This is a genomic window from Kingella sp. (in: b-proteobacteria) (genome assembly GCF_030527935.1).
Taxonomy (GTDB): domain Bacteria; phylum Pseudomonadota; class Gammaproteobacteria; order Burkholderiales; family Neisseriaceae; genus Kingella_B.
Genome location: NZ_JAUMZV010000059.1, coordinates 1 through 11,073, shown reverse-complemented (window position 1 = coordinate 11,073; position 11,073 = coordinate 1). Strand labels below are relative to the sequence as shown.

13 protein-coding genes are annotated in these 11,073 nt (G+C 53.7%); 6 read left to right on the top strand and 7 right to left on the bottom strand.

The genetic code is table 11. The features are described from left to right. On the top strand, positions 1 to 180 hold a 180-nt coding region (locus Q4A85_RS12735; RefSeq protein ID WP_303110944.1), incomplete at its 5' end, for a hypothetical protein. Positions 181 to 473: 293 nt separating this feature from the next. Then, positions 474 to 1,061, top strand: coding sequence for a tyrosine-protein phosphatase (locus Q4A85_RS12730; protein ID WP_303110942.1), 588 nt, complete (start codon positions 474 to 476; stop codon positions 1,059 to 1,061). Between the two features lie 244 nt (positions 1,062 to 1,305). Here Q4A85_RS12730 and Q4A85_RS12725 read toward each other — a convergent pair whose 3' ends face one another. Together Q4A85_RS12725 and Q4A85_RS12720 are read right to left on the bottom strand one after the other, a co-directional pair. Then, on the bottom strand, positions 1,306 to 2,826 hold the full coding sequence (locus Q4A85_RS12725) for a YfcC family protein (RefSeq protein ID WP_303110941.1): 1,521 nt from the start codon (positions 2,824 to 2,826) through the stop codon (positions 1,306 to 1,308). A gap of 418 nt (positions 2,827 to 3,244) precedes the next feature. Beyond that, a complete protein-coding gene (locus Q4A85_RS12720) occupies positions 3,245 to 4,303 on the bottom strand; it encodes a DUF1176 domain-containing protein (RefSeq protein ID WP_303110940.1) in 1,059 nt (352 codons plus the stop codon). Positions 4,304 to 4,550: 247 nt separating this feature from the next. Between Q4A85_RS12720 and nadE the strand changes: the two genes are divergently transcribed. After that, entirely contained in the window at positions 4,551 to 5,342 is a 792-nt protein-coding gene (gene nadE / locus Q4A85_RS12715) for an NAD(+) synthase (protein ID WP_303110938.1), read from the top strand. Continuing rightward, the gene (locus Q4A85_RS12710) at positions 5,339 to 6,142 is read left to right on the top strand and encodes a Cof-type HAD-IIB family hydrolase (protein WP_303110936.1); all 804 of its coding nucleotides are present in this window, start codon (positions 5,339 to 5,341) and stop codon (positions 6,140 to 6,142) included. The genes nadE and Q4A85_RS12710 overlap by 4 nt, the downstream gene beginning before the upstream one ends. On the opposite strand, the gene Q4A85_RS12705 is transcribed toward Q4A85_RS12710, so the two are convergent. Next, complete coding sequence (locus Q4A85_RS12705) at positions 6,100 to 6,282, bottom strand: hypothetical protein (RefSeq protein ID WP_303110935.1); 183 nt, start codon at positions 6,280 to 6,282, stop codon at positions 6,100 to 6,102. The two genes, Q4A85_RS12710 and Q4A85_RS12705, sit on opposite strands and share 43 nt — an antisense overlap. A gap of 126 nt (positions 6,283 to 6,408) precedes the next feature. Between Q4A85_RS12705 and Q4A85_RS12700 the strand changes: the two genes are divergently transcribed. Beyond that, the gene (locus Q4A85_RS12700; RefSeq protein ID WP_303110933.1) at positions 6,409 to 7,821 is read left to right on the top strand and encodes a dihydrolipoyl dehydrogenase; all 1,413 of its coding nucleotides are present in this window, start codon (positions 6,409 to 6,411) and stop codon (positions 7,819 to 7,821) included. A gap of 13 nt (positions 7,822 to 7,834) precedes the next feature. On the opposite strand, the gene Q4A85_RS12695 is transcribed toward Q4A85_RS12700, so the two are convergent. The 4 genes from Q4A85_RS12695 to fdhD all read right to left on the bottom strand — a co-directional run bounded on the left by Q4A85_RS12695 (position 7,835) and on the right by fdhD (position 10,840). Beyond that, positions 7,835 to 7,984 carry a hypothetical protein gene (locus Q4A85_RS12695; protein ID WP_303110931.1) on the bottom strand — a complete coding sequence of 50 codons (150 nt, stop codon included), beginning with the start codon at positions 7,982 to 7,984 and terminating at the stop codon, positions 7,835 to 7,837. 212 nt (positions 7,985 to 8,196) lie between these two features. After that, a complete protein-coding gene (locus tag Q4A85_RS12690) occupies positions 8,197 to 9,075 on the bottom strand; it encodes a formate dehydrogenase accessory protein FdhE (RefSeq protein WP_303110929.1) in 879 nt (292 codons plus the stop codon). Positions 9,076 to 9,117: 42 nt separating this feature from the next. Beyond that, a complete protein-coding gene (locus tag Q4A85_RS12685) occupies positions 9,118 to 9,993 on the bottom strand; it encodes a DUF1444 family protein (RefSeq protein ID WP_303110927.1) in 876 nt (291 codons plus the stop codon). Positions 9,994 to 10,036: 43 nt separating this feature from the next. Next, a complete protein-coding gene (gene fdhD / locus Q4A85_RS12680) occupies positions 10,037 to 10,840 on the bottom strand; it encodes a formate dehydrogenase accessory sulfurtransferase FdhD (RefSeq protein ID WP_303110925.1) in 804 nt (267 codons plus the stop codon). Between fdhD and Q4A85_RS12675 the strand changes: the two genes are divergently transcribed. Further along, entirely contained in the window at positions 10,818 to 10,970 is a 153-nt protein-coding gene (locus Q4A85_RS12675) for a hypothetical protein (RefSeq protein WP_303110923.1), read from the top strand. The two genes, fdhD and Q4A85_RS12675, sit on opposite strands and share 23 nt — an antisense overlap. Positions 10,971 to 11,073 lie beyond the last annotated feature (103 nt).

The following is an 11,073-nucleotide window of genomic DNA, read 5'->3' as shown; positions in this document are numbered from 1 at the left end:
GGGAAAACGGTTGCCAGCAAAAGGGCAATGGTTTTTTTAAACATAATGAATCCTCGCAAAAAACAAAAACGAAAAGGTAGTGTCCTAAAAAGTATGCTGCACTACTGTTCCTGCCCCCGCTGGCGGGAGAGAGAACAGATTGCGGAGTTTTTACCCAATACTGCTTGCTATCAACCATAATCAAGTCAGCATACTTTTTAGGACACCACCAACGAAAAAATCCACAAAAATCCGTGTAGATGTTTGCGTTTTGGCTCTTTTGCGCGTGTGTCCAATTTGTGCCTGAATGTGGCTGAATGTGGCTGAATTAGACTGTATTGTGCAGGTATTGACTCTTTAATAATCAATTAGTTATAATTAAAAGACGCGTCTCATAATCCCTTGGTCGTGGGTTCGAACCCCACCCGACCCACCAAGATTTCATCGCGTGAATGCTTGTTCACGCGATTTTTTGTAACTCAATGCCCAACATCATGCGCCGATTATTGCTCCCATTTTTACTATTGCCCGCGCTTGCCTTTGCCGCGCCGCCCATGCCCGCCACGCCGCCATCATCGCCGAAAGAAACCATGCAACTGATTAAACACGATGCCAATTTATATCGCGTGGACGACAAACTCTACCGCAGCGAGCAGCTTAGCCACAACGACCTTGCCACCGTGCACCAGCTTGGCATTCGCAGCGTGGTCAATCTGCGCTATTTTAGGCGCAAGAAAAACCAAAAGGTTTTTGCCAACCGCCCCGATGTGGCGTTGATTAACCACCCCTTGCTCACTTGGCGCGTGCAGCCGCGCGATATTGCCCGCGTGTTATGGACGATTGAACAGCAGCAGCAAAAAGGCGCGGTGCTGGTGCATTGCTACCACGGCGCAGACCGCACGGGGACGATTGTGGCGATGTATCGTATTGTTTACCACGATATGCCGATTGCCGATGCGCTGGCAGAGATGAAGCACGAGCGGTTTGGCTACCACAGCATTTGGCGAAATTTGGAGCGGCTGTTTACCGAAGAGAAAGTGGCGCAGGTGAAAGCGGAGTTAGCGCGGCTGCGCGGTGGGTAGGATAACCAATCGTGCGTTATCAAAGGCAGCCTGAAAGCGGGGAAAGCGTTTTCAGGCTGCCTAATTTTTGCCCAATCGTTTTGTAACAAGCCAGCTATCTTCCAAACACACAGCACTAAGGCAGCCTGAAAACAGTGTTTCTCCATTTTCAGGCTGCCTATCACCCCCGCCCCAACAAAAAACCAGCCCACCGAAAGCCATTGCTCCCGATGGGCTAATCACTATCTACCAACAAACAGGCAAACTAACTCAACGCCACTTCCGTCATCAGCATCACCGTGGCAATCGCCAGCAATGCGCCAATCATCGGCAGCACAAATTTCACCCACTTGTTAAACGGAATATTCAGCATTTGCAGGGTAACCAGCACCAAGCCAGTTGGCGCAAGGAACAGCATCGCATATTGCCCCCACATATATGCGCTCACCACAATATGCCGTGGCACGCCCACCGTGTCCGCCAGCGGAGCCATAATCGGCATAGACAGCACCGCCAAGCCAGAAGAAGACGGCACAATCAAGCCCAAGAAGAAGAACACCACCAGTTGCGCCATAATAAACAAAGCGGGCGGCATACCTGTTACCAAATGGGTAGAAAAATCCAAAATGGTATCGGAAATCAAGCCTTCTTCCAGCACCATGTTCACGCCACGCGCCAAGCCGATAATCAGCGATACGCCCACCAGCTCAGACGCGCCTTTGGTAAACGAGTTCACAATATCTTGCTCGCGCAACCCCGACAAAATCATCACAAAAAACGCAATGGTTAAGAACGAAGCCGCCATTTGCGGGAACCACCAGCCGCGCGACATCACGCCCCACACCAAAATGGGGAACGCCGCCACAAACAGCACCAAAATCACTTTTTTGCGCCAGTCAAACGCCACTTCGCCTTCGGCTTTCACATCTTGCATATACAATTTGTAAAACTCTTCGCGGTCTTCATAAGTGTACGAGAAGCTGGGGTCGGCTTTGATTTTGTTGGTGTACCAGCGCAGGTAGGCAATCACGCAGCCTGTGCCCAGCACCAAGCCAATCGCGCGCGGCACAATGCCTTGCGTGAACACAATCCCCGCCGCGTTAGACGCAATCACCACCGAGAACGGGTTGATGGTGGAAAACGCCGTCCCCATCGATGAAGCCAAGAAAATCGCGCCCACGCATACAATGGAGTCATAGCCCAGCGATAAGAACACGGGCACCAAAATCGGATAGAACGCCACCGCTTCTTCTTCCATGCCGCAGGTTGTGCCGCCCAACGCCATCAACACGCACACCATAAACACAATCATAAATTCATTGCCTTTGCTGCGTTTGGACAGCGCGGTTAAGCCCGCGTTGAATGCGCCTGTTTTGTTGATGACGCCGATTAAGCCACCGAGCACAAAGATAAACGCCATCACGTCTGCGCCTTCAATCGTGCCGCGCACCATGCTTTCGGCAATGTCGCCCAAGCCTTTGGGGTGTTGCGGCACGCGCTGATAGCTGTTGGGAATGGCGATGGGTTTGCGAATCACGCCATCGGTGAAGTTTTTGAGTTCAATTTTGATGTTGAGTTTGTCCAAAGTTTCTTTGGTGGCGGGCATGGTGGTGTCTGCTTCGCCATGTTTTTTGATGACAAACACTTTTTCGGTTGAATTGTAGGTCAGTTTGGAATACGTACCAGAGGGGACTATCCATGTTGCACCCACGGCAATCACCATAATAATCAACAAAATGGTGAACGCGGAGGGGAAATGGAACGGTTTTTTTGCTTTCTTTTCCATCATAAGCTCCTTAACTTGCAGCGCGCGCTTTCAAACAACCAAAACGCTTACTGCATTTTGTTCAAACGTTGTGAAAAGGGGTCAAATTGTGAAGCGTAGAAAACAGCTTGGAATAAGAACCTGTATTCACTATTTTCATAGGCATCTTTTATGCCCTAAAAACGTGGCTACTGCGTTAAAAATGCGCGCAAGGTGTTCAACCTTGCTGTGCTTTTTGCCTTGTATCCACGCTTTTTATGTCATCAAATCTGCCTATGAAAATAGTGAATACAGGTTCTAAGATGAGCGATTTGGGCTGCTCAATTTTTTGAGATTTTAGACCTATTAGTCCACTCTGTCTTAATTTATGTCAATTTGTTTTAATTTATTCTCATTATTTGTTGGCATGGCTTTACATAATTTGCCATTCAGTAGCGCATTATTTGGCGTGGCGGATTTCCGATGTGATGCTATAAAAATCCCACGCGCCGCCAGGGAATCCTCGACACAGACCTGTATCTTTTTCTTCGGCAAGCACAAATTCTGTGCCATTCCATGCGTAGGTTTCGGTGGAAAAACAATCGCCCAAGCCACGCCCTTTTAAGCCAACGTTGAGTAAGCCGTTTTCGTAACCATCGCCCATATTGCCAAGCAAGCCGATATATTTTTTTACCGTTTTGCCTTTGCCATCGGTAAGGAAATAGTCATCCATGCCTTGATATGCGCCTCGCCCGCAGAATACGGATAACAGTGCGTTATCTTTATCAATTGGGTACAGCACCATGTTTTCCTTTTCGTCATCCACGTCCGCGCAATCGTAAGTATGGCTTTGCTCGTCTTTGGGCGAGGCGGCGTTGCGCACAGCAAGCAGTTGCGCCAGTAGGTTTTTATAGCCTTTGCTGCCGTATTTGATGATAACGGGCTTGGCAGGCAACACGGGCGGCACGGTAATAACGGGCTTGGGCGCAGCGGTAAGCACGGTTTTTTTCTCGTTGCCAATATGAATAAACGCACTGGGCGTGCCTTCGCGTTGCTGAAATTTATCGGCGTGCAGCAGGGTTACAGTTGCGCCTTTGTTGGATAGCGTCCACGTTTCATTTTGGTGTTGGAAAGTAACGCTTTGCCCGCGTTTTACGGCGGTAAGCAGGGCTTGGGTTTGTCTATCGCTTAATTTGCCATACCCCGAATTTTTGTCCAAGGTAACTTGCCCATGCGACTTGCCGTCAATCAACAATTCTGCGCTGGACAATTCTTTTTCGCTAATCAGATAAGCATCGCCCTCAATCGGCGTGTTTTCGCCTGCGGCGCGGGTAAACAGCACGCTCACGGGCTTATCGCTGCCTAGCTCTGAATAGCCTGCGATGAGGCAAGTGCCTGTGTTGTCGCATCCCATTTGCCAATCTTCTTCTATTTGCCACGCGCCTTTGATGGGGGCGGCGTGCAACATTGTGGTGGCAAATGCGGCGGCTAGCAGACTCAAACGAATGGCGTGTTTCATCATTATTCCTTTCATTTTGGATAACGCGAGAGAGTTTGTAAATAAAGGTTAGGATGGGTTAATTATAGCGCGGTTTTAGCTCCGCAGCTACGCTACGCGGGCTGCATTGGGCGATAGAGGCAGCCTGAAAACTGTTGTCCCGCTATAATGCGCTTTTCAGACTGCCTTATCATTTTCAGACTGCCTCAAATCATTCTACTCATCCATCCAAAGGCAGCCTGAAACCCATCCCACAAAGGACTTCCCCATGCAAACGCAAAAAATCATCCAACACATCGTAAACTGGCTGCGCGATTACGCCGCCCAAGCCCGCTCCCAAGGTTTTGTGGTGGGCGTGTCGGGCGGCATTGATTCTGCCGTGGTCTCCACGCTGTGCGCCCAAACCGCGCTGCCCACGCTGCTGCTCAATATGCCCATCCGCCAAAAGATTGACCAATTTGACCGCGCCGCTGAACACATCGCCGCGCTGGTTGCCCAATATGCCAACGCACGCGGCGAAACCGTGGATTTAACCCCCACCTTTGAGCAATTTGAACGCACCGTGCTTTCAGGCAGCCTGAAAAGCCCCAATCAAGATTTAGCCCTAGCCAACACCCGCTCGCGCCTGCGCATGACCACGCTGTATTACTACGGGCAAATCAACGGCTTGCTGGTGGCGGGCACGGGCAACAAAGTGGAAGACTTTGGCGTGGGTTTTTTCACCAAATACGGCGATGGCGGCGTGGACATCAGCCCGATTGCCGATTTACTCAAAACGCAAGTATATGAAATCGCAAAAAAATTAAACATTGCCCCATCCATCCAAACCGCCGCGCCCACTGATGGGCTGTGGGACGGCGAGCGCACCGATGAGCAACAAATGGGCGCAAGCTACCCCGAATTGGAACGCGCGATGGCGCAATTTGAACGCGGCATCACGCGCGATGCGCTATCAGGGCGCGAGCAAGAAGTGTTTGATATTTTTGTGAAACTCAACCGCGCCACGCAGCATAAAATCCAACCCATCCCCGTTTGCACCATCCCCAAAGAATTGCTATGAAACCCCAGCCCAAAATCATCTTTTTTGATATTGACGAAACGCTGTACATCAATCGCGGTAAAAAATATGTGCCCGAAAGTGCCAAAACCGCGCTGAAATTGTTGAAACAAAAAGGCATCATCACCGCCATCGCCACAGGGCGCACCATCCCCATTATTCCGCCCAAAATCATTGAATTGATTGAAGAATGCGGTATAGACATGATAGTCTCGCTCAACGGGCAATATGTGGAATACCAAGGCAAAGCCCTTGCCGCGTTTCCATTGGACAACGCGCTGCTTGCCCAGTTTTCAGGCTACCTAACCGCGCACGGCATCGCCCACGCGTTTGCCACGCGCGAAGGCTTGTTTGCTATCGCCGAAAACCACTATCTGCAAGACGCACTCAACGCGCTGGGCATCCGTTATTACCGCGACCCCGAAGCCTGCGGGCAATACGCCACCTATCAAATGCTTGCGTTTTACCCCGCCGAGCAAGATAACGAAGTTGCCGCGCTGTTGCCGCCCACGCTGCAAACGATACGCTGGCATCCCAGCGGTGTGGACATTTTGGATAAAGCGGGCTCAAAAGCGCGGGGCATTGCCGCCGTGTTAGACAAATTGGGCATCAGCCTTGCCGACAGCATGGCGTTTGGCGATGGCGCGAACGATGTGGAAATGATAAAAGCCGTGGGCTTTGGTGTGGCAATGGGCAACGCCATCCCTGCGCTTAAAGCCGTTGCCGATTATGTTTGCCCCAGCATTGATGAAGACGGCATCTATCGCGGCTTGGTGGAATTGGGCGTGATTGAAGCAGCATAGCGGCAGCAAGAACATGGTTTCAGGCTGCCTATGCGTAACGCCCTGAGGCAGCCTGAAACCGGAATGGAGCGGCGACGGCTCGTCGCCAAATGCTGATAAGATAAGGCTGAAACCAAGTCGGCGAGCCGCCGACGCTCCACCGCTCGCAGGTTGGACAAAGTTTTCAGGCTGCCCAAACACCCGAATTAAATCTTTTAATCAAAATCAACCGCAATCTAAAATACAATAGCGAAACTTTATTATCCGAATCCCGAAAGGAACGCATCATGAAACAAATCCAAGCAGACGTTGTAGTGATTGGCGGCGGCACGGCAGGCATGGGCGCATACCGCAATGCCCTGTTGCACACGCCCAATGTTTATCTGATTGAAGGCAACGTATTCGGCACCACCTGCGCGCGCGTGGGCTGCATGCCCTCCAAGCTGATGATTGCCGCCGCCGAAGCGCGGCACCACGCGCTGCACACCGACCCGTTCGGCGTGCATTTGGACAAATCGTCCGTGCGCGTGGACGGTGCGGAAGTGATGAACCGCGTGAAATCCGAGCGCGACCGTTTCGTCGGCTTTGTGGTGGAAGACGTGATGGCGTGGGACGAAAGCAAACGCATCATGGGACACGCCAAATTTATCGACGAGCACACCGTCCAAGTGGACGATCACACGCAAATCCGCGCCGACCGCATCGTTATCGCCACCGGTTCGCGCCCCGTGGTGTTCCCACAATGGCAGGCCTTGGGCGACAAACTGATTGTGAACGACGACGTGTTCTCGTGGGACACGCTGCCTGAAAGCGTTGCCGTGTTCGGGCCGGGCGTGATTGGCTTGGAGCTGGGTCAGGCGCTGAGCCGCTTGGGTGTGCGCGTGGAAATCTTCGGCTTGGGCGGCTTGCTCGGTGGCATTTCCGACCCTGTGGTGCTGCAAGAAGCCGTTGAAATTTTTGGCGCGGAGATGACGCTGCATTTGGATGCCCAAACCGAAACGCAATTAACCGCCGAGGGCAAAGTGCAGGTGCGCTGGACGCAAGAGGGCGAGCGCGGCACGTTCACGGCGGATTATCTGCTGGCGGCAACAGGCCGCCGCCCGAATGTGGACAATTTGGGCTTGGAAAACCTGCCCATTGAGCTGGACGCGCGCGGCGTGCCCGTTGCCGACCCGCACACCATGCAAACCAGCATCCCGCATATTTTCATCGCGGGCGACGCGTCCAACCAACTGCCGCTGCTGCACGAAGCTGCCGACCAAGGCAAAATCGCGGGCGACAACGCGGGGCGTTTCCCCAACGTGCAAGCAGGCTTGCGCCGCAGCCTGCTGGGCGTGGTGTTCACCCATCCGCAAATCGCAACGGTGGGCGCGCGTTTTGCCACGTTGCAAGCGCAGTATGGCGAGCGTTTTGAGCGCGATGTGGTTATCGGGCAAGTGTCGTTCCGCAACCAAGGGCGCAGCCGCGTGATGCTGGTGAACAAAGGGGTGTTGCGCGTGTATGCCGACAAGGCGACGGGGCGGCTGCTGGGCGCGGAAGCGATTGGACCTGCGGTGGAACACTTGGCGCACCTGCTGGCTTGGGCGCACCAAATGCACATGACCATTCCGCAAATGCTGGAAATGCCGTTCTATCATCCCGTGATTGAAGAGGGCTTGCGCACGGCGTTGCGTGATGTGGCGGGGAAGTTGGCGAATTGATGTAAGCAAACAATTAGGCAGCCTGAAAATGGGTAAACACCGTTTTCAGGCTGCCTTTTATGATGGCTGAATGGGACAGCGGATGGTTGGGCTGCGGTATAGGCTTGCCACAGTTCTTGCGGATTAAGTCGTTTGCCACCTTCAAATTGTCTGCCGCAGGCATGGCATTTATAGCGTTGTTTACCGTTTCGGCTACCGTTTTTTTTGACCTGTTTTAAGCCACAGAAAAAGCATTTTTTGTGTTCAAAGGTTTTAACTCCGTTTAAAACCTTATAGGATAAGGTTTCTAGCGGGTTTTAGCCTCCATTTTGTCCTATATGCCACATTTCACTTTCAGGCTGCCTTTTGTTTATATGATGCAGCCTGAAAACGGATTTAGTCTTCCAACCAAAAGGGGTTATGCCCGCAGCGTGTGTATTCGTTTTGTTCGGCGACTAGGATGTCTAGGGCGAGGCTGGCTAGGTCGTCGGCGATGGGGTCGGCGTGGCGTTGTTGGCTGTGGAGAAAGACTTTGCGGTAGTGGTGGCACTTGCCGCAGCATTCGGCGCGCGCGCCTTGGTAAACGGGCGGAGCTGCGGGGTCGTCTATTTGCTGGTGGGAGATGGCGGATTGGTCGTTGCAGTAGGTGCATTTGGCGCGTAGGGCGTTCCATTGGCTGTTGCACAGGGCGCAGTGTTGGTAGCGCAGTCCGTCCCAGTCGCCGCCGCTTAGGATGATGGAGGCGATGGCTTCGCTGCCGCAGTGTGGGCAGTGGGCGCGGTCGTCTTGCGGGGGGATGGTGTCGTCGCTTTGCTGTTGGGCTTGGGCGGTGTAGGCGACTTGTAGGGCGGCGTGTAGCCAGATTTGGTAGGGTTTTTCTTGCTCGGAGGCGGTGCCTTGCAAGACGCGCGTGGCAAGGGCGATGAGCTCGGCTTCGGGCAGTTGCAGCAGGGTGGTTAGGGTGGTTTGGATGCTGGGGGCTAGGGTGGGGGCGATGTGGTGGATGATGGTGTGCAGGCTGCTGATGGTGTGCGGGGGGAGGGTGGGTTGAAGTTTGCTGCGCTCGTTTTCAGGCTGCCTTGGGTATTGGTCTAGGGCGTGTTGCTGGGCTTGGGCGAGGTTTGCCATGATGGTGAGGTAGTCGTGCCATGAGGAGGGGTCTTGTTGGGCAAGCTCTTGGAAGCGGGCGGCGCGTTGGGCGAATAGGTCGGCTTTGGGGGGGATGTAGAAGGGTTTGTAGAAGAAGGGTTTGTTTTGGATTTGTTCGGGGGTCATGGGGGAGTCCTTGTGTGTGGGGGTGGGGTTTCAGGCTGCCTGTTAATGCTGGGTGGGCATTTCGTCAAACGGGGTAATTTTGCCGTTGGTTACGCGATAAAGGTAGTCGGACACGCGATAGGGCGATTGTTCGGCAATCTCGGTGGCTATTTCGCGCATCAGGGCGATGGCGGCTTCATCATCAACAGGGCAGGCGAGCAAGGCATCGCGGGCGGGCACAGCGCAAATGCAGTCGTGGGCAAAGGGCAGCTCGGCGGCATCCAGCAAGTTGTTCACGCAAAGCAGCAGGCTGGCGTTGTATGTGCCATCCAGCTCAAACAGCACCACGGCGCTGTCGTCTAGCTGCTGTAAGCTGATATTGCCGTCGATGTAGTCCAAGAAATTCTGCGCGGCAAGCGTGAATAAGTCTTCTGTGGTGATTTGCTGTTCGGTTAAATCTTTTTCGGTGAGATAGCGCATACTTTCGTTCAGGTCTAGCACATAGTTCAACACCAAATCGCCTGCTATCGGCGCGTGTAGCAAGCCGTCGTCTGTGTCGGCATCGGGGTAGGCTTGCCGCATTTGTGCGCGGTATTGCGCCATCCATTCGTGGTTTTTGATAACGGGGAAAATATGGGCTTTGATGTCGCCTTGTGGGTTGCCGTTAAACGCTTCTGTTAAACCTGCGAAGGTGTGGGCAACGATTTCGTCTAAATCTTCGGGATTTTGGCGATAGATGGCGTAGAAGTTGCCCAAATAGCCCGCCATCGTGCCACCTTGTCCATTGGGCAGGCGGATGGTGGTTTGTTCCATATCGTTGCCCCATTCTATTTCTACGGGCTGCCCGAGCTGTTGGCTGGCGTAGTCGGCGTAGTAGGTTACAAAGGCTTTCCAGTCCATGAGTTGCTGGTTGCCAAATAGTTTGCTGAAAAAAGGCATGATGCGTTCCTTGTGGATGATGGGGCAGCCTGAAACGGATGAGCTAGGCTGTGATGTACTGCGGATGCGTGTAAATAGTGAATTTTTCGGGCTTGGCAAAACCGATTAGGGTGATGTGGGTTTGCTCGGCGATTTGGGCGGCAAGCGCGGTGGCGGCGGACACGGCGACTATGGTGTGGATGCCGATGCTGGCGGCTTTGGCTATCATTTCGTAGCTGGCGCGGCTGGATAGCAGCAACCAGCCTTGTTGGGGGTTGGCTTGCTGTTGCACGAGATGCCCGATGAGTTTATCCAAGGCGTTGTGTCGCCCGATGTCTTCGTAGCTGGCTTGAATTTGGCTGCCGACCACCCACGCGGCGGCGTGTAGGCTGCCTGTTTGCTGGCGCAGCGGCTGGTGTTGGTTAAACTGTGCAAGGGCTTGGCTGATGTGGGCGGCTTGGGTTTTCAGGCTGCGTGCTACGGGGGCGATGCAGGGCTGGGCGGCGGCTAGGCTGTCTATGCCGCAAAGCCCGCAGCCTGTGCGCCCGTTGAGCGTGCGGCGGCGTTGTTTGAGAGAAGCAAAGCATTCGCTGGCGATGGTTAGGCGGGCTTCTATGCCGTGCGGTGTGTGGATGATTTCGCTGTCGTAGAGCTGGCTGGGGCGTTGCAGGATGCCTTCGCTGATGCTGAACCCGAGCGCGAGCTGGGGGATGTCTTGCGGGGTTGCCATCAGGACGGCGTGGGAGATGCCGTTGTACACAAGGGCGATGGGGGCTTCTTGCGCTAGGGTGTCTTCGGCGGGGGATAGGGCGTGGGCGTGGTAGCGGGTGATGGGGCGGGTTTGGATGGGGGCGGTTTCGGTGGGCATGATTGGGCAGCCTGAAAAGGGGTTTGGTGGATATTGGGATGATGGGATGGGGGGATGCTTGTTTTCAGGCTGCCTATGCTGTTTGCGGGATTGGATGGCGATAGGGCAGCCTGAAACGGCTATTCCGTAAAGCTAAAATGGCATTGGCTGTGCTTTGGCAAACATGAGTGATGCGATTACCTTTGCGCCTTATCGCGGCGCGGGCGACTTACTTTCTTTGCTTCGCCAAAGTG

Coding starts and splice junctions, on each gene's coding strand:
- Q4A85_RS12730 (WP_303110942.1), top strand. CDS start 474: ATGCGCCGATTATTGCTCCCATTTTTACTATTGCCCGCGCTTGCCTTT.
- Q4A85_RS12725 (WP_303110941.1), bottom strand. CDS start 2,826: ATGGAAAAGAAAGCAAAAAAACCGTTCCATTTCCCCTCCGCGTTCACC.
- Q4A85_RS12720 (WP_303110940.1), bottom strand. CDS start 4,303: ATGAAACACGCCATTCGTTTGAGTCTGCTAGCCGCCGCATTTGCCACC.
- nadE (WP_303110938.1), top strand. CDS start 4,551: ATGCAAACGCAAAAAATCATCCAACACATCGTAAACTGGCTGCGCGAT.
- Q4A85_RS12710 (WP_303110936.1), top strand. CDS start 5,339: ATGAAACCCCAGCCCAAAATCATCTTTTTTGATATTGACGAAACGCTG.
- Q4A85_RS12700 (WP_303110933.1), top strand. CDS start 6,409: ATGAAACAAATCCAAGCAGACGTTGTAGTGATTGGCGGCGGCACGGCA.
- Q4A85_RS12695 (WP_303110931.1), bottom strand. CDS start 7,984: ATGCCTGCGGCAGACAATTTGAAGGTGGCAAACGACTTAATCCGCAAG.
- Q4A85_RS12690 (WP_303110929.1), bottom strand. CDS start 9,075: ATGACCCCCGAACAAATCCAAAACAAACCCTTCTTCTACAAACCCTTC.
- Q4A85_RS12685 (WP_303110927.1), bottom strand. CDS start 9,993: ATGCCTTTTTTCAGCAAACTATTTGGCAACCAGCAACTCATGGACTGG.
- Q4A85_RS12675 (WP_303110923.1), top strand. CDS start 10,818: ATGGGGGCGGTTTCGGTGGGCATGATTGGGCAGCCTGAAAAGGGGTTT.
- fdhD (WP_303110925.1), bottom strand. CDS start 10,840: ATGCCCACCGAAACCGCCCCCATCCAAACCCGCCCCATCACCCGCTAC.